Origin of the sequence: Streptomyces sp. NPDC020299, assembly GCF_044387825.1 — a bacterium.
In the GTDB taxonomy this organism is placed as follows: Bacteria; Actinomycetota; Actinomycetes; order Streptomycetales; family Streptomycetaceae; genus Streptomyces.
Genome location: NZ_JBIRWL010000031.1, coordinates 14613 through 39517, shown reverse-complemented (window position 1 = coordinate 39517; position 24905 = coordinate 14613). Strand labels below are relative to the sequence as shown.

At 68.9% G+C, this 24905-nt stretch carries 21 protein-coding genes and 1 pseudogene; 16 read left to right on the top strand and 6 right to left on the bottom strand.

Annotated features, from left to right (window positions below):
• The first annotated feature begins 115 nt into the window (after window positions 1–115).
• From ACH45E_RS43140 to ACH45E_RS43125, 4 genes are all read left to right on the top strand, one after another.
• The gene (locus tag ACH45E_RS43140) at window positions 116–352 is read left to right on the top strand and encodes a hypothetical protein (protein ID WP_361456039.1); all 237 of its coding nucleotides are present in this window, start codon (window positions 116–118) and stop codon (window positions 350–352) included.
• A gap of 430 nt (window positions 353–782) precedes the next feature.
• On the top strand, window positions 783–5048 hold the full coding sequence (locus ACH45E_RS43135) for a trypsin-like peptidase domain-containing protein (protein WP_361456042.1): 4266 nt from the start codon (window positions 783–785) through the stop codon (window positions 5046–5048).
• Window positions 5049–5150: 102 nt separating this feature from the next.
• Window positions 5151–5531: a CU044_2847 family protein gene (locus ACH45E_RS43130; protein WP_361456045.1), complete on the top strand. Its 381-nt coding sequence runs from the start codon at window positions 5151–5153 to the stop codon at window positions 5529–5531.
• A gap of 215 nt (window positions 5532–5746) precedes the next feature.
• Window positions 5747–5989 carry a DUF6207 family protein gene (locus ACH45E_RS43125; protein ID WP_361456048.1) on the top strand — a complete coding sequence of 81 codons (243 nt, stop codon included), beginning with the start codon at window positions 5747–5749 and terminating at the stop codon, window positions 5987–5989.
• 125 nt (window positions 5990–6114) lie between these two features.
• On the opposite strand, the gene ACH45E_RS43120 is transcribed toward ACH45E_RS43125, so the two are convergent.
• Complete coding sequence (locus tag ACH45E_RS43120) at window positions 6115–6246, bottom strand: hypothetical protein (RefSeq protein WP_361456051.1); 132 nt, start codon at window positions 6244–6246, stop codon at window positions 6115–6117.
• 276 nt (window positions 6247–6522) lie between these two features.
• On the opposite strand from ACH45E_RS43120, the gene ACH45E_RS43115 reads away from it, so the two are divergent.
• A complete protein-coding gene (locus ACH45E_RS43115) occupies window positions 6523–7407 on the top strand; it encodes a Ku protein (RefSeq protein ID WP_361456054.1) in 885 nt (294 codons plus the stop codon).
• Here the strand turns inward: ACH45E_RS43115 and ACH45E_RS43110 are convergent.
• Entirely contained in the window at window positions 7404–7760 is a 357-nt protein-coding gene (locus tag ACH45E_RS43110; protein WP_361456057.1) for a DUF6233 domain-containing protein, read from the bottom strand. The genes ACH45E_RS43115 and ACH45E_RS43110 overlap by 4 nt on opposite strands.
• 106 nt (window positions 7761–7866) lie before the next feature.
• Here ACH45E_RS43110 and ACH45E_RS43105 point away from each other — a divergent pair, with 106 nt between their 5' ends.
• Window positions 7867–8043, top strand: a complete 177-nt coding sequence (locus tag ACH45E_RS43105; RefSeq protein ID WP_361456060.1) for a hypothetical protein — start codon at window positions 7867–7869, stop codon at window positions 8041–8043.
• Entirely contained in the window at window positions 8040–8240 is a 201-nt protein-coding gene (locus tag ACH45E_RS43100) for a hypothetical protein (RefSeq protein WP_361456063.1), read from the top strand. The genes ACH45E_RS43105 and ACH45E_RS43100 overlap by 4 nt, the downstream gene beginning before the upstream one ends.
• A 13-nt stretch (window positions 8241–8253) precedes the next feature.
• Here ACH45E_RS43100 and ACH45E_RS43095 read toward each other — a convergent pair whose 3' ends face one another.
• Entirely contained in the window at window positions 8254–8502 is a 249-nt protein-coding gene (locus tag ACH45E_RS43095) for a hypothetical protein (RefSeq protein ID WP_399042730.1), read from the bottom strand.
• A gap of 286 nt (window positions 8503–8788) precedes the next feature.
• On the opposite strand from ACH45E_RS43095, the gene ACH45E_RS43090 reads away from it, so the two are divergent.
• Both ACH45E_RS43090 and ACH45E_RS43085 read left to right on the top strand, forming a co-directional pair.
• Window positions 8789–9298 (top strand): hypothetical protein, encoded by a 510-nt coding sequence (locus tag ACH45E_RS43090; protein ID WP_361456069.1) that lies wholly within the window; start codon window positions 8789–8791, stop codon window positions 9296–9298.
• A complete protein-coding gene (locus tag ACH45E_RS43085) occupies window positions 9298–10542 on the top strand; it encodes a hypothetical protein (RefSeq protein ID WP_361456072.1) in 1245 nt (414 codons plus the stop codon). The genes ACH45E_RS43090 and ACH45E_RS43085 overlap by 1 nt, the downstream gene beginning before the upstream one ends.
• A gap of 131 nt (window positions 10543–10673) precedes the next feature.
• Here ACH45E_RS43085 and ACH45E_RS43080 read toward each other — a convergent pair whose 3' ends face one another.
• A complete protein-coding gene (locus ACH45E_RS43080; RefSeq protein WP_361456074.1) occupies window positions 10674–11678 on the bottom strand; it encodes a hypothetical protein in 1005 nt (334 codons plus the stop codon).
• 141 nt (window positions 11679–11819) lie between these two features.
• On the bottom strand, window positions 11820–12980 hold the full coding sequence (locus tag ACH45E_RS43075) for an NlpC/P60 family protein (RefSeq protein WP_361456077.1): 1161 nt from the start codon (window positions 12978–12980) through the stop codon (window positions 11820–11822).
• Window positions 12981–13132: 152 nt separating this feature from the next.
• Here ACH45E_RS43075 and ACH45E_RS43070 point away from each other — a divergent pair.
• Window positions 13133–13414: pseudogene (locus ACH45E_RS43070) on the top strand (helix-turn-helix domain-containing protein); the annotation flags it as partial.
• 27 nt (window positions 13415–13441) lie between these two features.
• A complete protein-coding gene (locus ACH45E_RS43065) occupies window positions 13442–15310 on the top strand; it encodes a serine/threonine-protein kinase (protein ID WP_361456135.1) in 1869 nt (622 codons plus the stop codon).
• A 653-nt stretch (window positions 15311–15963) separates the two neighbouring features.
• Here the strand turns inward: ACH45E_RS43065 and ACH45E_RS43060 are convergent.
• A complete protein-coding gene (locus ACH45E_RS43060) occupies window positions 15964–16854 on the bottom strand; it encodes a replication-relaxation family protein (protein WP_361456080.1) in 891 nt (296 codons plus the stop codon).
• 763 nt (window positions 16855–17617) lie between these two features.
• Between ACH45E_RS43060 and ACH45E_RS43055 the strand changes: the two genes are divergently transcribed.
• The 5 genes from ACH45E_RS43055 to ACH45E_RS43035 all read left to right on the top strand — a co-directional run bounded on the left by ACH45E_RS43055 (window position 17618) and on the right by ACH45E_RS43035 (window position 24892).
• Window positions 17618–18895, top strand: a complete 1278-nt coding sequence (locus tag ACH45E_RS43055; RefSeq protein ID WP_399042727.1) for a S28 family serine protease — start codon at window positions 17618–17620, stop codon at window positions 18893–18895.
• A 430-nt stretch (window positions 18896–19325) separates the two neighbouring features.
• Window positions 19326–19820, top strand: a complete 495-nt coding sequence (locus tag ACH45E_RS43050) for a lamin tail domain-containing protein (protein ID WP_361456086.1) — start codon at window positions 19326–19328, stop codon at window positions 19818–19820.
• A gap of 735 nt (window positions 19821–20555) precedes the next feature.
• Window positions 20556–22517, top strand: coding sequence for a MobF family relaxase (gene mobF, locus ACH45E_RS43045; protein ID WP_361456089.1), 1962 nt, complete (start codon window positions 20556–20558; stop codon window positions 22515–22517).
• A gap of 288 nt (window positions 22518–22805) precedes the next feature.
• Window positions 22806–22976 (top strand): hydrophobic protein, encoded by a 171-nt coding sequence (locus ACH45E_RS43040; RefSeq protein ID WP_133028738.1) that lies wholly within the window; start codon window positions 22806–22808, stop codon window positions 22974–22976.
• 680 nt (window positions 22977–23656) lie between these two features.
• Window positions 23657–24892 (top strand): hypothetical protein, encoded by a 1236-nt coding sequence (locus ACH45E_RS43035; protein WP_361456092.1) that lies wholly within the window; start codon window positions 23657–23659, stop codon window positions 24890–24892.
• The last annotated feature ends 13 nt before the right edge of the window (window positions 24893–24905 follow it).

The following is a 24905-nucleotide window of genomic DNA, read 5'->3' as shown; positions in this document are numbered from 1 at the left end:
CATCGCCTGCCCGCGCATCCGAGTGATCCAGCCGCAGAGAAGCACTTTGCCGCCAACCAGCACCAACTGAGCTGCCCCCAATAGGGATTTCTGGCTACATCAGAAGGCTGGGAGGTTGTCTGAGGGGGAGGACTGGCCGCGTGGTGTTGTCGATCAACGTGCGTTCCTGCTGGCGGTCATCATCTACTTCCGGCTGCGCCGCCGGACCGAAGCCCGCAGCCGCAACGACGAGTTGCTGACCGTGATCATCGTCATGGCCTTCGGCGTTCTCATCGCCCCCACGGCCTTCGGCCAGGGGGTGCTCCACACTGTGGGGCAGCTTGCGGACGGGATCACCCGGTCAGGCCATTGAGTGCCGGAGTCTGTTCACTTCCCGGCGGGAGTGTCGAGCCGGGCGGCACTGTAGGGCGTGAGGTCAGTATGGATGCGCTTGAACCGGAGCCGCGGTGAAGCGGTGGCGGTAGACGTCCCCGGCCTCCGAGCAAGGGAGGCTGGGGACTCACTGCTGGGCGGGGTTGTGGTATCGCGGGGCGAGTGTGCTGGTGGACGAGCGCGGAGCCCGATTCCGCCGCGGCGATGCGATCCACCGCCTCGCCGTCGACCAGTCCGGGCACGCACACGACCTCGCCGGTTTCCAAGGCCCTCAGCGAAGCGGTCACCACGTCCAAGGCTATTGGTGTACACGTCAACTATGAGCTGTCCGCGGCGAGTTGTAGGTGACGGCTGCGAGGGGGATGCTGATCTGCGGCGTGTCATGCGACAAGTCAGCAACGGGGGAGTCGATGGCCACTGTGCGGGAAAGCGACGTCCTGGAGGCGTCGCAGGTGCGGATCTTCTCGGCTGCTGGTGAAGTGGTCGGCGCTGGGCTTCTCGTCGCCGCCGATGTGGTGTGCACCTGCGCCCATGTCGTCACCCGTGCGCTCGGCGTACCGGATACTGCGGAGCCCGGCACGCCGGTAGACCTCGACTTCCCGCTGCTGGGTGGCCGCCCCCGGGCGCGCGCGAGGGTGGTGTCCTGGCGGCACGGCGGGGCGGACGTCGCGCTGCTGCGGCTCGATGCGGCGGTCGAGGGTGCACGGCCCGTGCCGCTCGTCGACGGGACCGGCGTATGGGGGCACACGTTCCGGGCGCTTGGCTACCCGGCTGGTGCCGACCACGGGGTATGGGCCTCGGGCACGCTGCGCGCCGGGCAGGGCTCGGGCTGGGTGCAGATGGAGGTGCAGGGGCCGGGGCCGCGTATCTCGGCAGGGTTCAGCGGGGCGCCGGTCTGGGACGACGCACAGGACGGCGTCGTGGGGATGACGGTTGCCGCACACCGGGGCGAGCGCACGGCGTATCTGTTGCCATCGGCCGAGCTGGTCGACGAGCGAACGCTTAGGCCGCGTTGCCCGTTCAAGGGGCTTACCGCGTTCACGGAAGACGACGCGGAGTACTTCCACGGCCGCAGCAGCGACACCGCCCGCGTGTACACGGCTGTGCGCAGGCGGCCGGTGACACTGGTGGCGGGGCCTTCGGGGTGCGGGAAGTCGTCTCTGGTACGGGCAGGGTTGCTGCCCCGGCTGCGGGCCGAGGGCATGAGTGTGAGCGAACTGCGTCCGGTGCCCGGTGTGCGGGCGTCTGCGGTGCTTGCGCGGGCGCTGATGAGGGTTCTTGAGCCGGGCCTCGGCGAGATTGCACGGCTGGGCAAGGCTGAGGACCTGGCAGGGCTGCTGGAGCAGGATGACGATGTGCTCGCCGAGCTGCGCGGCAGGATTCTCGCTCGCGGCGAGAGTGCTGGCCGTGTGCTCTTCGTCGATCAGCTCGAGGAGTACGCGAGTGCCGAACCGGCCGCCGCGTGCAACTTGCTCAGGCTGCTCGGCTGCCTGGCGGGCAAAGACGGCGCGTCCGTGCTGCGGGTCGTCGCCACCGTGCGTCCCGACTCCCTCGCCGTGCTGGTGACGGCCGGCACGTCCGACCTCGTCAGTGACGCCGTGCAGTTCCTCGCGCCACTGGCCTCCGATGACCTAAAGCGGGCGGTGACCGCCCCCGTTGACGCCGTGGCGGGGCTGTGGTTCGAGCCAGGGCTGCCCGAGCGAATCGTTGCGGACGCGGGGGACGAGCCTGGGCGGATGCCGCTGGTCCAGTTCGCCCTGACCGAGCTGTGGAGGCGCCGCAGCCGCTCAATGCTCACCCACGCCGCCTACGACGATCTGGGCGGCGTTGCGGGCGCCCTCGTTGGATACGCTGACGACACCCTTGCCGAGCTTACGCAGGCCCAACAGAGCTGTGCCCGGAGGCTGTTCGTGCAGCTGGCCCGGCCCACCGACGGTGATGCCTTCACTCGCAGGCCCACCCACACTGCCGACCTTGCCCCAGAGCTCCTCGCCCTGGCACGGGTGCTGGCCCCTAGCAAGCTCGTCGTCCTGTCTCCTGCCCCGGGCGGCACTGAGCAAGAGGAGATCGTTGACCTGGCGCACGAGGCGCTGACCGAGTTCTGGCCCCGCCTGCGGCGATGGCTCGTCGATTCCCGTGACTTCCGCCTCTGGCAGGAACAACTGCGGGACGACCTGAACCGATGGCAGGCACAACACCACGAGCCCTCACGTCTGTTGAGTGGAACCGACCTGGCCGAGGCCGACCGCCGGCTGGCCGCGCATCCGCAGGACATCTCCTCTGACGAGCACCTTTACATCCTGCTCAGCCGCCGCCACTCCCGGCGCGGGACCCGTCTCAAACAGGCCGCGATCGGCTCGCTGGCCGTTCTCACCGTTCTCGCCGTCATACTGGCGCTCTCCACCTGGCAGAGCCTCAAGCGCACCGAGCAGCAGCTGCGCACCCAGGCTGCGGGCCTTCTCGCCCAGGCCGCCGAGGGCCGTCCAGGCAGCGACCCCGCCACCGCGTTGCAGTTGGCTCTAGCCGCCTGGAACACCAAGCAGACCGGCGATACCCGCCAAGCCCTGCTGCACCAGTACATGCGAGGGCAGTACCTGACGGGCAGCTACCCGTCGGTGTGGCAGGGCCGCATCACCGACATGGACGCCACCCCGGACGGCCGCACCCTCCTCGTGCAGTCGAAGCCCGGCGGCGGCGACCGCCTCACCGTCACCGTGATCACCGGCTCTCTCCAGGGCAAACCCCTGGCACAAGAGTTGAGCGGCGTCCCGGAAGGGAAGCTGCTAACCGCCATCAGCCCCGATGGCCGGGTCATTGCCGCCACCGCAGGCGGCGGGGTGCGGCTATGGCAGCTGAGCGACCCGAAGCACCCCGTCGTCCTGGACCTCGGCGACCACAAAGCCGCCGAACAGGCCGGTGGATCCCTGGACTTCAGCAGCGACGGAAAGCGATTGCTGCTGGTGATGGACGACAACTCCATCGCGTGCAACAACGGCACCAAGCCGTGCACCCCCGCCTTCGCCGAAGCATGGCAGGTCGCCTCCGGCGCCCGCATTCACACCGCAAAGCAACTCGTACCGAAAACCGGGGTGCAGGACGCCGCGTTCACCTCCGACCCCGACACCATCGCGGTGGTCAGCTACATCAACGGGGGCGACGGGCGTATCGAAGTCCGGGACCTCACAAGCGGCCGTCTGCGGTACCGCCTCACCCAGAGCGCCTTGTCCTCGATCCCCCTCGGGATCCTCAGAGCCAGCGGCGAACTCGTACTCAAGACGGATGGCACCACGACGTACGCCCGCACGCTCGGCCGCACCCCCGGCCGAACGATCAAGATTCCCACCATGGGCAGTGCGACCGACGCTACCGGCCGCTACGGCGTCGACGGCTCGACGAGCACCGACGACCTAGGCGGCGTGCCATCGAACAGCGGCTATGCCGAAGCGACCCTGACCGATCTGCGCACCGGGCGCACGTACCGGGCCCGCATTCCGACCTCGGGCGAGGGCTACACGGGCGTCGCGGCCACACCCCGGACGGGTGGCGGGCTCACCGTCCTCGTCCCTGTCGGTACGGCCCTGATGGCGGTACGCGCCGAACCGGTGGGCGGCGAACAGTTCCAGGCGAACGCCGACCGGGGGGAGCGGTACACCGCGTCGCCCGATGGCCGCTTCGTGGCCCGGGCCACCGGACAGCGACTCGAGGTCATGAATGCCTCCCGTACCCTGCGTCGTTCCGTGAAGTTGCCGGTCCCCGCCAGCTACGGAGACTGGACGCCTACCTGGACGGCCGACTCACAGCGGATCGTGGTGTGGGGCCAAGGCGGCGACCTCTACCGCTCGTACTCCGCCAGGTATCTGAGCGACAGTGTGCCGCTCGACGAAGCCGTACCCGGAGCAAAGAAGGTGGACAGCGTCGCCGCGCTCCAGGGCAGCGAGATCGCACTATTGACCGAAAACGGTACCCTCGCCCGCGTCGACGCAGCCGACGCGAGGCTGCTCAACCGGCCCTTCCTTGTCCACCCCGCACCCAACTCCGTCGCCCCGCTCTCTGGCGCTTTCCTCACGAGCCAGCTCATCACCCGCCCCGGGCACCCCGGACAGGTCGCCGCAGTCACCAATGACGGAGCCTTGCGCGGCGAGATCCTGCTGTGGAACACCCGCGCTCCGCGGCTCATCACAACACTGCGGGGACCAGCCATCAGCGTGCCGCCGCCGGGGGGTCGATCCGTCACGAGCGCGCTTGCCTTCGACGCCGACGGTTCACACCTCGCGGTGCAGAACTCCGACGGCCAGGTGCACGTGTGGGACGTCGACCACAGAAAGCAATCGGCCCGCAGCGCCCCCCGCTCAGCCTCCGACATCCTGGTCGGATTCGGGCCCGGCGACAGCGTCGTTACGTTCCTCTACGCCAAGAAGCAGATCCAGATCTACGACCTGACGGGCGACGGCGCCACCACCACCCTGACCGCTGCTGTCGGGAACAGCAGCGACTGGACGGTGGGCTTCGTGCACGGCTCCCACCTGACCCTGGACAACGGCGCACTGCGCCAGACCTTCGACCTGAGCCCCGACGCCCAGTTCCGCACCCTTTGCGCTGCCGCAGCCCGCGACTTCACCGAGGCAGAACGAAAGCTGCTACCGGAAGGGACCCCATCGAAGCAGCCCTGCGCCTGACTGGCCCTGGGAGTGCCAGGTGCCGCACCTCAACTGCCACGATCGTGTAACCGAGTTGCTCACTGCCCAGCCCACGCTCTTCCTTTCGGCACAATTCTGATCATGACCGGTTCACAGGAATTCCCCCTTGTCGACGGTACGACGGTTCGGTTCTTGATCACACAGGAGGGACAATCCGCCTCGGAGGAAGAGAGCTTCCCGGACGACATCGGTCCGCTCGTCCCTGTGGCCCGGCGCGGACAGGTCGTTGCCGCCGTTGCCGCCGATGTGCTGCGCACCACGCTCAAACCGCTCGGCCCGTTGGTCCAAGAGGTGCATGACGCGGTGAGCGTCGGCCCTACTCCGCCCACCGAGGTTGTCGTCACCTTTGGCGTGCAGCTCGGACAGGACCTGAAGCTGGGGGTCGTGAACGGCAGTGGGCAGGCGCATCTGACGGTCACAGCCACCTGGAAGCCGGGACGCGACGGAAGCGACGGTTCATAGCCATGAAGGCTGCCGTTGCCTCTCGCGCGACGCGGTCCAGAACGATGAGCCCCGTGCATCAAGTCATATGCAAGGTTTCGCACAGGCCCCGTTGCGGATCTCGCCGGGCAGGTCGTACTTGGTGATGTTGTCCTTCCGAGCGCACTGTGCCCTCGGTCGGGTGAACTTCCCCGGTGCTGGCGAACCGATGTCGCTGCCCCAGCGTCGACCCGAGCATGAGGCTGATCAGGGACGACCACGTTGCGGAACCGGGGCTCATCGTCGTCGACGTCGCGGCCGCGGATGACGACACCGCTTTCGCTTTCCCAAAGGCGCTCGCCGGACGCTGGGCAACCGCGACAGACGACCGGACAACCCGTACGCCCGGTGAGCCGGGCGTACGACTGCGCTGCTACCTCGATCTGCGCCAGGAGCTCCCCGTCGTGGCCGGCCCGACCACGAAGCCGCCCACGGCCTGAGTGACTGGTTTTCAGAGCTCAAGGTCAAAGAGGAGCTTCGTCGTGTGCTGTCGTGGTCGTGTCATTGCCCGGGTTGTGCTCGTTGGGCGGTGACGCTGGTGCAGCGCGGCGGTCTCATGCCTGCATCAGGCGTCGCCAGGAGGCGCGTAGGTGATGCCGACGTCTCCGGCGGAGGTCGCGGCGAGGGCCGCGACCTTCCAGATCGCGGCGGGAACGCCAGCCCGGGGGCCGTCGCAGGCGTCATTGAGGAGATCCACGGTCAATCCCACGGAGAGTGCCCCAACGCGCCGATCACGGTCACGCGGGCCCGGTAACCAGGCGAGGCCAGCACGGGCCGCGGCGCCGTCCGGTGCGCACCGGCCTTCACCCTGTTTCCGAGCCGCGCCGGTCCGGTCGGTGCGCGTAAGCAGGCGTCGGGGGCCGGCGAAGGCCCCGGCAGCTACCGGCCCCAGCCCCAGCCCCCATTTTTCGTCGAAGCGCGGGGCGGCTGCGGCATAGGCTGGTGGTGCTCGGGGCTACCTCGGAGGTCTGCCATGCCCCGAACCATCTGGTCCGGTGCCATCTCGTTCGGCTTGGTCACCGTGCCGATCAACGTGGTCAGCGCGACCGAGGACCACAGCATCCGGTTCCACCAGTACCACCTGACCGACCAGGGGCGGGTCCGCTACCGCAAGGTGTGCGAGCTGGAGGACCGGGAGGTCTCCCAGGACGAGATCGGCAAGGGCTACGAGCTGACCAAGACCCAGGTCATCCCGATCACGGACGAGGACCTGAGCAACCTGCCGCTGCCGACGGCGAAGGCCATCGAGATCGACGCGTTCGTGCCGCTGGGATCCATCGATCCGATCCGGGTCGCCGAGGGCTACTACCTGCAGCCTGCCGGCCAGGTCGCGGCCAAGCCGTACAAGCTCCTTGTCCAGGCCCTCGGCCGCTCCAGCAAGGTAGCCGTCGCGAAATACGCCTGGAGCGGCAGGGAGAGACTGGGCCTGCTCCGCGTCCGCGACGATGTCCTGGTCCTGCACGCGATGCGCTGGCCGGACGAGATTCGCGACCCCACCGAGCTGCTGCCACCGCCGGTCCAGGTATCTGACGAGGAGATCGAGGGAGCCCTCGCACTCATGGACACCTTGACCGTGGACAAGCTGGAAGGCCCCGACTTCCAGGACCGCTACACCGAGGCAATCACCCAGATCATCGAGGCGAAGCGCGAGGAGAGGCCGCTCCCCGAGGCGCCCGAGCCGGAGGAGCCGCCGCAGGTGCTGGACCTGATGGCCGCGCTGCAGGAATCGGTGTCGAAAGCCAAGGCGGCCCGCGGCGAGGCCGACGCCGAGGTGCACGAACTGCCGAAGCAGAAGAAGGCCGCCGCGAAGAAGACGACCGCGAAGAAAACGGCAGGTCGGCGAGGGCGCAGCGCCTAGTCGAGGATGCCGAGTGCTGTGTCCGGTCGGCAGTGGACGCAGGCCGGCACCCGCTGGCGCAGTGCCTCCATAGCCTGCTGCCGGGTTACCGGGCGGCACCGTCCGCTCTTGGCCGCTGCCCAGCACTCACCGGTGTGCACGGCGTCGACGTTCGTGCGGTTGAGCCCGTACTGGATCAGCCAGTCAGGCGGAGGCGGCCGCCTCTCCGCTCCTTGGCGCCGCTCCGTCTCGCGTCGTTCCTCCTCGGCGATCCACCGGTCGATGACCCGCAGCTGCCTCACGGCCTGCTGCTCGACGACGCGCCGGGCGAAGCGCAGCGCCTCGAGACGCGAGAGCGGCTGCTCACCACTCATCTGCTGCTCCCGGTTGCCGTGTCTCCGCTTGCCCACGAATTCGAACAAGTGCTCTAATTGCATTATGCACCGCGTTGACTACCTCACCGACACCTAGGAGCGCATCGTGCGCTGCATCCGCCGGCACATCGCTGATCACGGGCACGCGCCGACGATGCAGCAGATCGGGGCGGCCGTCGGCATGCGGAGCAGGGCGTCGGTGCACTACCAGCTCACCGAGCTGGAGACGAAGGCCGCGATCGTCCGCGAGCCGGGACGGGCCAGAGGGATCCGCCTCGCGTGAGCAGTCCCGGCCGCTATCACCTGCTGCTCGCTTCGGGTGGCCGGCCGGTGCAGCACGGCTGGTGGAACCGCTCGGAAGTGGTGTGGGACAAGTTCCGCCGCTGGGTCGGCGAGTACGGCAGCATGCCCGGCGCCCGCATCAGCCTCACCGACCAGGACACCGGTGAGATGCTGGCTTCCTGGCCGGATCAGGGGTAGGCCGGGGCGGCGGCTACTCGCCGGCTGGGTCTTCCTGGGCGTACCGGACGGCCTTCTTCACGGCCTGCTCCAGCTGGTAGCGGCTGGCTTCGGTGGCTTCGGCGTAGGCGGTGATGGCCGCCTGTACCGTCTCGGAGGCCTCGCGCCAGCGTCGCCACTGGGCGTCGTACTCGTCACCGCTGAGGCCCGCGAGCTTCGCGCGTTCTTCCTCGGCGGATCGTTCCAGCTTGATCAGTTCATCGGGTACCTCGGCCACGAGCATGGATCCTAAGCGGCGGGTGCGACGGGCCGACGATCACACTTACCGCCCGATCGGGTAGAGCTGCCACGGCACGTGTCGGCGCGGGTGAGCGGGGTCTGGTGCGTCGAGGTGCAAGGCGGAGGAGGGAGCCGACGCTGTGCGTGGGTGATCGACGACAACGCCGCAGATCGGCGTGCCAGACCCCGCGTCTGCGGCATGATCCGCCGGACAGCCCCTAGACCGGTCGGTCTCCGGGAGCATGACCGAATCCCTCCAACGGTGATTCACCAGCCCCTACGCTCACTGCATGGTGTGGCTGAACCTGCTGTGGGGCGTGTGTGGCGCGCTTGCCATGGACGGGCTGGACATCGCCAAGGCGGTTCGCCAGGACCACTGCTTTCCCTGGCGTGACCGTGAGACCAAAGAGCCGCTGTGGCGTACCGAGTACATCGTCATGGTGCTCATCAACGCGGCGGTCGGGGGGCTCGTGGCAAGCGCTATGGGCCTTACCGACCCGCATGGCATCAGCCCCTGGGTAGCCGTGGGCCTCGGCGCCGGCGGTATGGCCACCCTCCAGAAGGCCACGGCGCAGATCCCCCTGACCGAACCTCCCGCTGCCGTCCGCGTGGAGCCGTCCCACCTCCAGGAGACGTGGGACGAGTCGGTGCGCACCCTCCGGTCCGGCACGGCGCCTCCGCAGAACGCCAACGGCGACGCGGAGCCCGAGGGGGCGAGTTCCGGTACTCCGAGCACCGGTGCCGCCTCGCCGACTCCGCCCCGCCTGCACCGGCCGCAGCCCGAAGGAGGGGCCGAGTGATGGACACAGGCACCCGGACGGGTCGCGTCATCGCCTTGCTCTCCCGCCGCGCTGCTGCCTTCGAACCCCGACCCGGGGCACCCCGCAGCCCCGCCGAGGGGTACTACCGTGCCCGCCTCACCCGGCAGGCGGCCACTGCCGCTCCGCCCCCTCCGGCGTACCCGGCACACCAGGCCGAGGCGGGCACCGGCACCGACGAGGCGACGGTCGTCGGCCCACCGCGGCCCTTGCATGACGCCCATGTGACGGGCATGCGCGGCGGTCGTCGGGGCATCGTCGTCCTGCTGACCGCCTTGATCGCGTGTGTAGGGACCGCGGTGGCCTTCTTCACCGTGAACGCCCCTGTTTCCGTCGACGGATCGAAAAGCGCCCTTGCCGCGCTGGCGATCAGCCCGGACGGCAAGGTCGTCGCCTCCACCACCGGCTCCTTCTCGATCCGGCTGCGCTCGACCACGACCGGTGACACCCTGGCGACCATCAAAGATCCGGGACTTGTCCGGGTCGTCTCCATCAGCCCCGACAGCAGGATCCTGGCGGCCGGTGACGCCGACGGAACCGTCCGGCTGTGGGATCTCACGACGCCCGACAGGCCTGCTTCGCGGGGAGTTTTCGCGAGCAAGGGCCACGGCCATGTCGGCTCCTTGGCGTTCACCTCCGACGGGACGGCGCTCACCGTCACGTACGAGCGGGACACGGCCGCGCTGTGGGACGTCCGCACAGGGCGAGCCGTCAAATACCTCGCCCTGCCCGGTCTCACCGCGTCGGCTGTCACGGGCAGGATCCTCGCGACCGCCGACTACCACGGGACCGTGCGTCTGTGGAATCTCACCGAACCCCGCGATCCCGTCCTGGTATCGAGTTTCACCACCGGCGACGACCATGACATCACCGACCTGGCCCTGGGGTCCGACAGCGGTGTTCTCGCGGTCGCCGGGTACGAGGGCGACGTCCAGCTCTACGACATCACCAAGGTCCAGAGTCCCGCCAGGATCCAAGCCCCCCAGATCCGTGGCCACGACGGCGTCGTGACGATGGCTTTCGGCCCCAACAACGACGCACTGGCCATCGCCTACGAAGACGGTGCGATTCTCGTCCTCAGCGGCAGCCAGTACAGCGAGATCACCTCCGTCGGCGAGGAGGACGTCACGACATTGACGTTCGACCACACCGGCCGGCTCCTCCAAGGCATCGACCGTGATGACGTCCTCCATGCCTGGAATGTCCCCGGCTCCCAGGCTAGGTAGTTCTCAAGGTCTTCCTCGGTGGCGATAGCACTGGCGGGCTGTAGGCCATATCGATAAAGCCAACCCGCTTCGTTGCGTCCACGACGGTGCAGGCCGGCACCTTCTTCAGAAGGCGCCGGCCTGCAACAAGTTCACAGGGAGCAGGTGAAGGCTCCGGACTGGCAGATGATCTGGTCGGCCCTGGCCCACTGTTGGCCGATGGAGGACTTGTACCAGGTGCCCTTTTCCTTGATCTTCTCAGTGGCCGGTGTGCCGTTGGCGATGTCGGCTGCGGTGCGCGCGCCTACGTTGGCGGCCATGGCCAGCATCTCGTCTCGCTTGATGCTGGTGTCCTTCCAGGTGGCCGGGATGACCAGGTGCATGTGGTTGTCTATGGTCTGGGTAATGGCCCAGTCCTGGTCGGATTGGTCGGCGGTGCGGAGTCCCTTTTCGTCGGCCAGCTGGTAGGCGAGCATCTGGATGGCCAAGTCGTTGTTGGTCTGCAGGTCCGTCCACTGGTGGGAGCCGAACAGGCTCGAGTGGGAGTCGTGGACCTGGTAGAAGGGCTCCTTCTTCATGTCGGCCATGCCGTAGCTGGGCCCGTCCGGGTTGCCGACCAGGGGAAGGGAGTCCCACCATCCGTTGGCGGTGTCACCGCCGGGGGCGTGCCAGTGCTGCTGCTCGTTCCACAGCATGGTGAGCATCAGCCGCGGGTCCACGCCCGCCTGTGCGGCGTACTTCACGACGGCGGAGATGTAGTACTCGGGTGCGGGGTTGGTCGGGTTGGATGCGGTGCACTGGACCATGACCGTGCCCACGAAGCAGAACGAGGTGCCGTTGGTGGCCGCGGTCCCGATTTCCTGGCGGAAGGGGGCCGGCGTCGTCGGGGTGGCGACGAGGGTGGGCAGGTTGTCGCGGACGCCGCCCGGGCCCGTGATGTTCGCATCGTGCGAGTTTGCGGCGTCAGCTCCGGTCTGCGCGTCGCTGATCTCGGCGGCGGCGAGGTGGACCCCGTTGGTCGAGTGGTGGCTGGCGGTGGTGGCGATCGTGCCGGTGGCACGCAGCACCAGGCCAGTCGCGACGATGGCGATGGCGGCCAGGAGCGCGGCCAGGGCGCGCCAGGAAGGCCGGTGTACTCGTGCGGTCAGAGCCTTCACGGAAGTCTCCTTGGAGGTTGGGTTGATGTCATGGCTGGTCGAGCTGGCTGGGGCTTTCGGGCGGTGATGGCGGGCCACGCGGCAGGTCACGTGATCGGCGAGCGGGGGTAGGTGGAGACCGGAGGGTCATGGCGGGCTCGGTCAGTACCAGTGGTGGGTCTGCCAGAAGGTCCAGGCGTTGCAGGCGCTGCCGTAGCGGGCGTTGACGTAGGCGCGCATCCAGCGCAGCTGGGTGGTGGGGCTGGTCGGCCAGTCGGTGCCGTAGCGGGCCATTTTCGAACCGGGCAGGGCCTGGGCGAGGCCGTAGGCGCCGGAGACGGGGTTGGCGGCGGTCACCTTCCAGCCGGACTCGCGGGTGATGATGTTCGCGGCGCAGGAGTACTGGCTGCCGAAGACGGTAACGGCGGCTTTGCGGGCGGAGCCGGCGGCGGGCACGGTGGGGCGGCGGTCGGTGGCCTGGGCGGCGTGGGTGATGCGGGCCGGGTCCGTGGGGCGGCGGTAGGCATCGACGGCGGAGGCCGACGGGAGAGGGGCGGAGCGCACCCGGGTGCCGGGGTGGGCGGCTTCTATGACGCGTCCGTGTCCGGTGTAGAGCTGGACGTGGCCGTATCCGTGGGTGAAGACCAGGTCGCCGGGCTGGAGTTGGGGCCGGATGATGCGGATGCCGGCCCGGGCCTGGGCGGTGGCGGTGCGGGGCAGGGTGACGCCGGCGGCGTACCAGGCGGCCCGGACGAGGCCGGAGCAGTCGTATCCACTGTTTCCGGAGCCACCCCACAGGTAGGGGACTCCGAGTTGCCGGCGGGCGAACGCCACGGCCGTGGCGGCGCCGGGCGTGGTCAGCGTCGTGTGCCTGGCACGGTGGTGCGTGGGGTGGCTGATGGTGTGGGCGGCGCGGCCGGCGGAGGTCGGGATGGTCAGGTGGTGCCCCGCGTAGATCAGCGTGGAGGCGCCGAGGCCGTTTGCTCGTTGCAGCGCCGCGACGGTGGTGCCGTAGCGGTGGGCCAGTCCCCATAAGGTGTCGCCGGGGCGCAGCCGGATGGTGCGGACGGCGGCCCAGACGGCCGGATGTGTGGTGCTTCGGGTGACGCTCCGGGATGCCCCGTGCGGCGTTGTGACGACCGGCTGGTGCACTTGGGCAGTGTCCGCTGCTGCGGCGGCGGCGGGCCGGGTGGTGGAGGCCTGACGGGCGGCCGCGGGATCGGCGGCAGCGGCCAGCAGGGCCAGGACGGCGGCCAGCAGCACCGTCAGCAGACGGGCGTGCAGTCCCCTTCTGACGGGGGCCGCAGGGGTGCCTGAGGTCATGGCGCATCTCCCGGAGCATCGGGTTGGCGGAAGCGGTCGGTGACCTCAGTGCACGGCCTGGCGTGTTGACCTGCCAGGGGCTTTTGTTGACCAGTTGGTTGTGGACATGCCAGGTGTGAAGAACCGCTGGCAGCGCGCACGGGCGTGGGCCGATGATGGACATCGAGCGCCGCGCGGGCGCCGGGGCGAGGACAAAACAGACGGGGGTGTCACGGATGGGCAGACGGGAGACGCCGATTCCGGAGGGTCCGTTACACGACTTCGCGCAGGCACTGCGGCATCTGAGAGCTTCGGCCCCGGGGAACCCGACGTACCGGGAGCTGGAACACCGGGCCCGCTACTCCCACTCGGCACTGTCGGACGCTGCAGCCGGCCGCCGGTTGCCGACCTGGCCCATCACCCAGGCGTTCGTTGAGGCCTGCGGAGGCGATGTCGAAGAATGGAGGCAGCGCTGGCAGGAAGTGCGCGATGTCCTTCTGGCCACCAACCCGGGACTGGCCGTCGGAACCGACGACCCGGACGGCACGGACGCCGCGCAGCCCGGGTCCGAAGCGCCCCAGGCCCCGGTTGCCGGTACCACCTCGAATCCGTCCACGGCCCAGGAGACCGACAGCGACTTGCAGAGCAGGCCGGTCGTCGAAGCGCTGACGGGTGCCGACCCCGCCCGGATCGGCCCGTTCCAGTTGCTGGGGCGTCTGGGCGGGGGCGCGATGGGACAGGTGTACCTGGGAACCTCCAAGGCCGGCCGCCTGGCCGCGGTCAAGGTGATCCGTCCTCACCTGGCTGAGGACCCCGATTTCCGCCGCCGGTTCGCCGCCGAGGTCGCCGCAGCCCGGCAGGTCCAGGGCCCGTACACACCCGCGGTCGTGGACGCCGATCCGCAGGCCGCGCAGCCCTGGATGGCCACCACCTACATCTCCGGCCCCTGCCTGAGCGACGCCGTCGACCGAGACGGCCCGCTGCCCCCGGCGGTCGTCGCGGGCCTGGCCGCCGGCATCGCCGAGGCGCTGCAGGCCATCCATGCGGCCGGAGTCCTCCACCGCGATCTCAAGCCGGCCAACGTGCTCCTGGACGTGGACGGACCCAAAGTCATCGACTTCGGCATCGCCCGCTCACTGGACGCCTCCCGGCTCACCCAGACCGGCGCCCAGCTCGGCACTATCCCCTTCATGGCCCCCGAGCAGGCCGACGGCCGGCCCGTCACCGGCGCTGCGGATGTCTTCTCCCTCGGCTCTCTGCTCGCCTACGCCTCCACCGGCATTGCCCCCTTCGGCGACGGCTCCAGCGGCCAGATTCTCTACCGCATCGTCCACTCGGAGCCCGATCCTGCCGCTGTGGCCTGCGAGGACAACAATCTGCGGGATGTGATCAAGGCCTGCCTGGACAAGGACCCCGACCGCCGCCCCACCCCGCAGCAGATCATCGACGCCTGCGCCGACCGCGACGAGGGACCTTGGCTGCCGACCGCCCTCGCCGCCCAGGCCGCCGCCTGCCGCAACGAGGCCTCGGCCCTCCTGGCCAAGGAAGCCACCCGGCGCACGGTGGTCCGCGTCAAGATCAGCGCCGTTCCGCTGCTGCTCGCCGTGGCCGTCATCGTGGCCACCGTCATCGCGGGCCCCGGCCACACCACTCCCGACAGCATCCTCCAGCCAAGCAAAAATCCCACCCCCTCAGCCCTCTCGCCGTCGCCTGCCGACAGCACCTCCGCACCCGCCCGCTCCGCCATCCCGCCTACGAGCACGCCAGTACAGCAAGCACAGAACCCCTCACCCAGCAGCAACACCTCCTCCAGCGCGCAACCCCCCGCAGGCACGACCAGAGGTGGAGGCGGAAGGACCGGCAAGGGATCTGCCCAACCGAACGTCGTCCAGGCCGCCACTCCCCATCTCCTCGGAGCCCCGGACTTCGACGGCTACTGCCGTGCCACAGGCCAAGGAGCAGCCAAACTCGTCGCGAACAATGCCTACGGTTGGCACTGCAGCGCCGACAACGGCACCGGAGACGACGCCGAAGCCGTATGCGCCTGGACCTACAACACCCCCACCACCCAGGTCACCAACCGCGTCGCCGACTTCAACAACCCCCACACCTGGCAGTGCTGGCACGCCACCCGCGAACTCGGTCCCCTCGACTTCAACGCTTACTGCACCGCCACGGGACACCCTGGCGCCACCTATACCTCCGGCCGCTACGCCTACGGCTGGTACTGCACCAGCACATCCACCGGTATCGACACTCAGGCCGCCTGCCAGGCCCTCTACCACAGCAGCCCGCCCGTCAGCCGATTCCAGAACTTCTATGACAAGAACTCCTGGCAGTGCTGGGGCTGAGCTGGGCCGCTGCCACCTGGTAGACCTCGAGGGCGGTCTTCTTCACCGCAGCGTCCGGATCGGCAGGCGCCCGGGAGGTCGTCACGGACCGGGCCGGCTCGGGCGTGGTGGAAGCGGCGGAGTCCGCTGAATCGCTGCCGCTGCTGCACCCGGCCACAGCAGTGCAGACGAGAGCCAGGCCGACAAGATGCTTACGAGTGCGAAGCGATAAGGACTTGATGGGATGGCCGAAGGAGTGTCTGGTCACGTTCCCTCTCCGTCATAAGCGCGGTGTGGTGCACGTGTGCAGCCGCAAGGCTACGCATATGCCTGTCAACTTCCCAAGGTGCTTTGGCAGTCGGCGGCGGGTCGTGCGCATTCGAGGACAGCCGGGCTGCGCCCGCGTTGCTGTGACAGTGATGGCTGCGCATCACCTGCCGGGCAGCGGTTGCGTACCGCCCACCCGTCACCGGGTCTCGGCTGCGCAGTCGTTGACGCGATTGCGCAGCGGCTGCGCAGCGCTGTGGCCTGCTGTGGTCGGGTCTGTGGTCGGGGTGCCGGGGCTCATGGTTGGGCTGGTGGTCGGGGTGGTGCGCATCGTCGTACGTTCGGTGTGGTGGTGCGCAATGGCTGCGCGGTACCTGCTGCGCAGCGATTGCGCACGGTGCTTACGGCTACCGGGACTGACTCCAAGGGACGCGCCGGTCGGGGTCGTGGACAGGCCGCCATACGGGTGCGGAGGGGCCACCACGGAGCAAGTCGACCAGGGGCACTGCCAGGACGGGGACGTGGCGCAGGAAGCCGGACAGCGCCGGTTCCGAGGCGGCCGCGCGCAGGGCGCGGATACGCGTCTCGATGCCGGTGGGGCCGGTGCCGTCCAGGACGAACAGCAGCCGCGGGAAGAGGGGGTAGCGGCGTCTCCAGTCCTCTTCTGGGAGTTGCTGCCCGGCGGCTGGCCTCGGGCGTCCGGGTGGGGGTGCGGGTATGTAGTCGTGGAGGCGGGCGTAGGAGGTGAGTTTCGCGGCGAGGCGTTCGGGTCCCATGGTGGCTCGGTCGACTTCGACGAAGGCTCGCAGCATTGACCCGCCGTCCTCGCAGGTGCGGTAGTACATGAGGGCGTCGGGGATGACGGCTTCGCCGTTGCCGAGGGGGTGGTGGACCTCGGGGATCCAGTCCAGTGGCCGGCACTCGTCGCCGCGGCGGCGGGCATCTTGCAGGAAGGCGAGCCCGGTCTCGGTCACCGTCAGCGCGTGCCCTGCCCGTAGCCGGGCCGCGGTGCGGTCGGCGATCAGTTTCGGTGGCCGCCGCTGGCGTAGCTCGGGCCATTCGGAGGCGACGTCCACGCCGTACTGGGTGGCGAACCATGCCCGGGTGCGGCCGGCCTGCGGCAGAGTGACACGGTCGATGAGCCCCTCGCCGCGCAGCTTGGCCAGGCGACGGCGCGTCTGCTCGATCCGCACCCCCGGTGCGATCACCAGATGCATCTGCTCGGTCGTCGCCATCCGGTACTGCGCCAGTACGGCCAGTGCCACCCGGTCTGCGCCGCCGGCGTCCACGTTCAGCATCCCCACTGCTGTCCTCCGAGTACGGTGCAGCGCGGCTCATATCCGGCCGCTGCGCGTACCGCTCAGGCCAGCAGCCGGCCCCGACCAGAGGACCGACCACGAGGGCCCGACCAGCGTGACGATGCGATAACCCCGCCCCCGACCACGCCCGCAACCCCATCGGGGACCCCGCCAACAACCCCGCCGACAACTGTCCGCACATCTTCGGCACCTGACGGCGTATCCGCAGGTCACCACGCCTTTCAGCCCTGGTCGGGTAGGCCGACATCCCCCTCTGCACCCCCACAACGGCCCCACCCAAGAAGAAAGAGGAAAAGGGGAGGGCGGGCGTGGTGTCGTGTGGTGGAGCGGCCGGGGGATCGGGCGGCCCTCAAGGGGTGTTGCGCGTCGGCGGGGCCTTCGCGCTCGGCGCCCGACGAGTCGGCGCGCCCGGGCGCCGGCCGGGCGCAGCTTTCAGGAACCACGTCAGCTTCGCCCAGCACTGAGTCGTTCACAAGCGAGCACACCCACACGCGAGCCGGGGGGCCGTCCCCCTCTCCTGGGGGAGACAGTTCCCTCGCGCGCGGGATCTTGCTGCGGCGCCCGACGGCTGTACTGGAACGGTCAGCAAGTCAGGGAAGAGAACGCTGCGACGGCTCCGGTACCGGTGTCGTCGCAGCTCAGGAGGATCCATATGCGCACGTGGACGAGACGGCGTTTGCTGAGCTCGGCAGTGATGACGGCGGGTCTCGCTGTCACGGCGGCCGCACCCGCCAGTGCCGCGGTGGGGGCTCAGACCCGCCTCGGCGGCGACGACATACTGACGGCCTTGCGGACCCTGCCGGGACTGCGCGTGATCGAGGAACGCCAGGGAGCCGATCCCGGGTACCGCTTCTTCGTCCTTGGCCTACGCCAGCCGGCCGACCACGCGAACCCTGGGGCCGGGACCTTCGAGCAGCGCCTGACCCTGCTCCACGCTTCCGTCGACCGCCCCACCGTCCTTTTCAGCACGGGCTACCAGGCCGTGCTCACGCCCCTGCGGGCCGAGCCGACCGTGCTGCTGGGCGGCAACCAGCTCCAGGTCGAGCACCGATTCTTCGGCACCTCAGGCCTGGCGAACCCCGACTACTCCCTGCTGACTATCCGCCAGGCCGCCGACGACCACCACCGCGTGGTCCGCCTCTTCCGCCAGCTCTACCGGGGCGCGTGGATCTCCACCGGCAGTAGCAAAGGCGGCATGACCAGCGTTTACCACCGCCGCTTCCACCCTCACGACGTTGACGGTACGGTCGCCTACTCCGCCCCGAACAACGTCGACGACCGTGACAACACCGCGTACCTGCGGTTCTTGGAGCACGTGGGCACCGCCGACTGCCGCGAGGCCCTTTGGGCCGTGCAGCGGCAGGCCCTGCTGCGCCGCAGCGATCTGGTGGCCCGCTACGAGGCCTGGGCCGCCGCCAACAACACCTCATTTTGCATCGTCGGCAACGCCGACAAAGCCCTCGAAATCGCGGTCCTGCGCGCTCCGTTCATGTTCTGGCAGCGCAATACCGCTGCGGACCGCGCCTCCATACCTGGCCAGGATGCCGGCACCGACGAGCTGTACGCTTGGCTGGACGACATCACGGGCCTGCCCTTCTACGCCGACGCGGCCCTGCAGCACTACGTCCCGTACTTCTACCAACTCGGCACTCAGCTGGGGTACGTCGGCTTCCCCACCCAGCGCCTGTCCGATCTCCTGCGGTACCCGAACGCCGTCGAGCCCCGCACGTTCGTCCCGCGTGACATCCCGATGCGCTTTGATCGTGACGCCATGCCGGACATCGACCACTGGGTCCGCCGTCACGGCAGCCGTCTGCTCTTCGTCAACGGCGCCCAGGACCCCGCCATCGCCGAACCATTCCGGCCCGGCACGCGCGACTCCCACACCCTGTGGGCCCCTGAAGCCAACCACAGCACCGCGATCGCCGAGCTGTCCCCCGCCGACCGTGCGGAGGCCGTCGGCATGCTGACCCGCTGGGCGGGCAGCCCGTCAAACGGACAGCAGTCTCCCTCGGTGTGACTGGGCACCCGGACCAAGACTGCCCACCGCTCGGTCAGCCCTGCTCCTGGTGCGTCCTCGGAAGCGGGCTGCTGTGCCGTCCGGGCTTTGGCCAGGGCTATGTGTCTGTTGCTCACTTTCGGGTGGGGGCCTGGATGCTGTCGGGGTGGCGTGGTGTGGCGGATTGCGTGCCTGGCCCGGTGTCCGTACGGCCAACGGATCTGGCGGGTCGTCAACATGGTGCATTCGGTGCATTAATGGACGTTACATGTAAGGGTTACGGATACATGCACGGACCGTAACGGACTTCGTGTTTACCTCATTCGTTCTGCACGCGGACTGCAGGGTGTGGGTGTGCGGCCGACCGGCCGCCGACCCGCACTGCACCCCCGGCTCGCGGTCCAAAGGCCGTGTCCGGTCGGGGGTGTGCACCAGCCCTGAGGGGGATCCCGTGTCCGTTTCCGTTTCTGTGACCGCCCGTCGTGTCGCTGCCGCCGCTGCCGCAGCGGCCGCCCTGGTGGGCGCGGTGGCGCTGCCGGCGTCAGCCGCCGGCCACGACCACGATCGCGACCGTTCGCGCCGTGAGCACGTGGTGATCAGTGCCGTGCAGTACGACTCCCCGGGACGCGACGACCGCTCCAACCGCTCCCTGAACAAGGAGTGGGTGGACGTCACCAACAACTCCCGCCAGGACGTGAACCTGGACGGGTGGACGCTGTCGGACGAGGACGGCCACACCTACACCTTCCACCACTACCGGCTGGACGGCCGCTCCACCGTCCGAATCCACACCGGTGAGGGCCGCGACCGCGCCACCGACCTGTACCAGGACCGCCGCCAGCAAGTGTGGAACAACGACCACGACACCGCCACCCTGCGCAACGATCACGGCCGCTTCGTCGACGACTACTCCTGGGGCGGCCACCACCACAACCGCCGCGGCTGACTGTCCAGGCCGCGCGGTGCGGCCGTGATGCCGGCCGGCCACGGCCGCCGTAGTGTGGCTGCGCTGTGCAGACGCAGCTGCCCTGGCACAGAGGCCGCCTAGCGGATCTTCAGGTCCGCTTCCTTCACCCGCGGCCGGCCGGACGCTTCATGCTCTCTCCGTCATGAACGCCGGCGCCTGCGCCAGGGCGCGCACGCTGGCTCCCGTCAGCCGCTCTCCGCGCGTTGACGTCATGTAGCTGACGCAGTGTGGGCTTGGACCAGCCGAGGGGTGCGGGACCGGCTGCATGGGTGATCACCGGCTCGGCTCCGTGTGCTGGTATGCCGATCCGGCCATCACATGATGTGTGCTGGGGTGAGTTTCTTCGACTTGGCGCCCCGGCTGTGGGTGGTGCCGTAGCCGGTTGCCGAGCCGGCTGCGGCCCACCGGGATCCCGTCCTTGCGGTTGAGCCGAGGATCGTTTCTAACAACGTCGTCCCGGAAGAGGTCCAGGCTCACGCTCCGCTGGTAGCAGCCTGAGTCCCTCCACAGCCCCGACCACGACCCTGGCCGCGCCGCGCTTGGACCCATGGGCCCGGCCCATGTACCCGGAGAGCGATGACATTCGCTGCCCGGCCGGAGCCGCTTCCCGCCTGGCGGGCACCTGAGAAGAAAGTTGGGCCGCTGCTCCCGCCTGGCGGGACGTACCGCTGATCGGCCTTTTCTTGCAGGTCACAGTCGTGTGGCGTGGTCTGCATGACAGTGGATATCAGGATCGTCCGAGCCGGTCAGATGTACCGGTACTACCTGCGCGAGACCGTTGTGGGTGACGGCCGGCGCCCGGCCCGCACGCCGCTGCGCGCCGCCCAGGAGCAAGCCGGTGTCCCGGTCGGGCGATGGATGGGGCGAGGCCTGGCCGTGCTCGGACTGGCGCCTGGCGAGGAAGTCACCGAGGCGCAGCTGCGGAACCTGTTCGGCGAGCGGGGCCGGCACCCGTACGCGGACCGGATCGAGGCCGACCTGCTCGCCAAGGGCGCGTCCCCGAAGAAGGCGTTCAAGGCCGGCGCCCTCGGTCGCCGGGTGACGGTGCCCGGTGTCGACTTTGTCTTCCGGCCACAGCCCACGATCTACCTGTTGTGGGCGCTGGGGGATGAGGAGACGCGGCGGGTGATCGAGGCCGCGCACGAGCGCGCGATCGAGCGGGTGCTGGAGTGGATCGAGGACGAGGTGGCGGTGATCCGGTACGGCAAGGACGGCATCTACCGGGTGCGGCCGCCCGGCGGTCTGGTCGCGGCCCGCTTCCGCCACTACGAGGCACGCTCGGGCATGCCCTTGCTCCATGACCATCTGATCCTGTCCGTGAAGGGGCAGCGCCTGGACGGGAAGTGGGGCTCGATCCACACCCTGGCCTTGCACGAGAACACCGTGGCCGCCTCAGCGCTCTACAACGAGCTCGTTGCCGCTGAGGTCTGCGAGGCGCTGGGGCTGGCGACCGAGCCGCGCACCGTCACCCCGGGGCGTCGGCCCGTGATGGAGATTGCCGGGGTACCGCACGAGCTGATCCGCTGGACCTCCCGGCGCAGCGACCAGATCGCCGCCTGCCTCGAGGACCTGGAGCACGAGTACGTCACCGCCGTCGACGACGACGGCGAGCTGAAGTTCCTGCCCGTGGTCTCCGAACGGGCCCGCGCCAAGCTGACCCAGATAGCCGCCCGCAAGACCCGCCCGCCCAAGCAGAAGACCCGGCCGCTCGCGCAGCTGCGCAAGGAGTGGAAGGAGAGCGCGATCCGCACCTCCAAGGTGGCCGTCGACATCATCAACTCCCTCCTCAAGTATGCCCGCGCCGCGGCTGCCGCGATCCGGGCCCGCGTCGCCGCCGTGGTCGACGTCGCCCTGGCAGCCGTCGACGTCGCCGCGACCGTGTTCGTGATGAACGAAGGCGGCCGCTTCCACCGCCGGCACCTCCTCGCCGAAGCCCGCCGCCACCTCGCTCTCGTCCTGCGCGGCCGCCGCCGCGACCCCGGCCTGGACGACCAAATCGTGGCCACCGCCATCTCCACCCACTGCCTGGACATCAGCGAACCGAAGACCGTACGCGGTCTGGAATCCGGCTACCGCCTTTACACCGCCCGGTGGGCGCTGTCCGACCTCCCCGCCCGGCGCCGCCCACCCACCCCCGCACCCGGCCCGGACCGGCAACCCCCGGCCGATCCCGGCGAGCCGGCTGCGCCCCGGCCCCCGAGCCAGGACGCGGGGGAGTGGGAAATACCCCGCATCCCGCCGCAGTACGAGCGAGCTGCCCTCGCCGGTGCGATGGTGCGGGAGAAGCTGCGCACCACCACCGCTGTGGGGCGGGCGTACGACGTCGTCGCGCACCAGCGGGCAGCGATGCCCGAGCAACTGCTCGCGCCCGCGGCCGCCGACCCCGAGCACGACGACCAGGAGCCGGAGGCCGGACGCCGGGAGGCGATCGACCTGACGGCGCTGCGCGCCTTGAGAAAGTCGCGCACGGACGTGGAAGCCCTCGATCTCACGGACGAGCGGCTACGCCACCTTCAGAACGCGTTCTCCAAGGCAGCCGACGCCTCCCGCACCCGCGCGGACCGCTATGCCGAACAGGACGATGCCGATGGAGCGCAGCCGGTGCGCCAGGACGACCAGCGGGCGCACCTTCCGCAGGAGCCCGGACCGCACCGCGGCCGGGAGGCCGGCCACTGAGTGGACCCGATGCCGCGCACCCGATGCCGTGGTGCGCACCGACGATGCCCGGCATCCACTCCACCGTCGCGGTCGCGTCCGGGGCCCACATCCGGTACGTGCGCTGGCAAACCCAAACCCACAGCGGTGCATTGAGTGATCATTACTGCATCACCACGGTGCATCAGCTGCCGACGAGAGGGAACCGTGCATGGCGCGCACATCCCCTTCATCTCGCGGAAGAAACTCATAATTTGTGTGCTTGTAGGGGCAGAGTAAGGGCATCCGGTGGCCAGGAGGTTGATAACGATGGTTCCCCTGCTTCTGGTTCTTCTTCTGGCTCTGATCCTCTTCGGTGCGGGCTTCGCACTAAAGGCGCTGTGGTGGATCGCGGTGATCGTGCTGATCGTGTGGGCGCTGGGCTTCGTCGTCCGGTCCGCGGACGGCGCAGGCCGCAAGGGTCGCTGGTACCGCTGGTAGACCCAGATCCTCAGCGCGAGGAGCGCTGCCTGTAGCGGAATATGACGTGGGCCCGGCCGGGAAGGCCGGGCCCACGTCATGCAACAAGTGCATACTCGCTCAGACGGAGCGGATAGATCGGGCGTACCGGGCGCATCAGAGGGTACGTGGGTGCTGCACCGGCCCCGCAGAAGCAGCAGTGGAACCCTGCGCCTCCTAATTTCTGCGGGGCTGCTGCACGCGCCCTGGTTGAACGCCTGTCACAACGAACGCCAACCTTTTACCGCCAGGAGAGCCTGCTCGGTGGCCTCTTGCTGCACGAGGCCACCGAGCAGCACGCTACTTGAACCAGTAGCGGACGCCGTGGTGGTGGGGAGCAGGTGCCCTGCGAGTGCCGTGAGTACGACAGGGAAGCGTCCTTGCACTTCGCGGTCTCGTACTTGTCCGCGGGCCTCTTGTGGTGCGTCCAGCCGCACACCCCGGTGGTGTGGTGGCCGCAGTGGTGAGCGGTGTTGGTGGACTGCAGCGTCGCCGCGGACGAGGCCGGCGCGCTGAGAAGACGCCGCCTACGGCGACAGCCACAGCGCAGGCAGCAAGACGAGTACGCAAAGGATCCCCTTTAGCAGGGAGCCGAGGCCGCTCGCCGCCGTACTGTACGGGGGCCCGGTCACTGAGCCGGGGCAGAAGGTGGGGGAAAATACTTGAATGAGCAGACGTTCGCAGAGATGGCGAGCCAGTTCTTGCGGGCAACCCTGGACTCATGGCGTGCGGGGAATCATGCCTTCGCCGTACTGCATGCCGGCGTCGGATGCGAGCACATCCTCAAGGCGCTCCTGTGCCGTCACAACCCGCTGCTGATCTCCGAGAAGGGCGACCAGTCCCTCCGCTTCCACTCTCTCGGGTTTGGCAACGCCCAGGGCGTCAAGCCTCTCAGCGAGGCGAAGACGATCGGCATCGTCGAGGCATTCAGGACCGCCACGATCGTCATGAATGGCCGCATGCCCATTGACGAGCGGACATTCCGGCCGTTCGCCGAGTCCCGCAACGGTGTCGCCCACTCCGCCTACCTCAATGACCAGGGCGTCAGGGAGGTTGTGGAACTTGGCCTCGCAGTCGTTGAGGCAGTTCGCGCCGAACTCGGACTCGATCCGACCGCATTCTGGGGCGAGTACGAGACCGTGTTCTCCAACCTGTCCCAGGTCGCCGCCATGCCTGCCTTGTCAGCACAGGCCAACCGGCCCGCTCTCGAGGCCGCCGCTGAGGACCTCGCGCTCGCCGAACGAGTCGCCGCCCGCAGCGTACTCTCCACTGCTGTGACGGCGGCCGTCGAGGCGGCGTCCTGGGAGTCGGCGACACGAGTCGGTGACCAGCAGAGGGACGTTGACCGCACAGCCCTGAACACTGCTCTTGTCATCGGCCTGCGGATTGCGGGGGCACGAGCCCGTCAGGCCGCGGCAACCTTCCTGTCGGAGTACGGGGCACTGCCATCCCCGGACCAGCCGGACACATCCCTCACCGAGCCCGGGATCGCACACAGGGCGCACACTGTAGTGACCGTGAAGGTGGTGATCGCGTCGAGCGTCATCACAGGACTCCTCGACACCCGGCTCCTTCACCCCGAGCTCTCCATCATCCCGAGCTTGATCCATCTCGACACATCCGGATGGCTCCGAAGCAGCCAAGCAGACGGAGATCGCGCATGGTGGCGGGACTGCCCGGCCTGCGGCTACGCCGGCAACGTGTACGGCAACCTCAGGACGTGGGAATGCCCATGGGTGAAGTCGGGTGATGAATGCGACACCCACCCCGATGGAGTCATCGACATCGGCACCATCGAATCGTTCTCCTGCCCCTTCTGCGGGCTGCTCCTCGATAACGACGAAGAACTTGCAGCGGCAGGAATCGAGTCCAAGGAAACTGGGGAGCACGATTGGTGATCGCCCACCACCT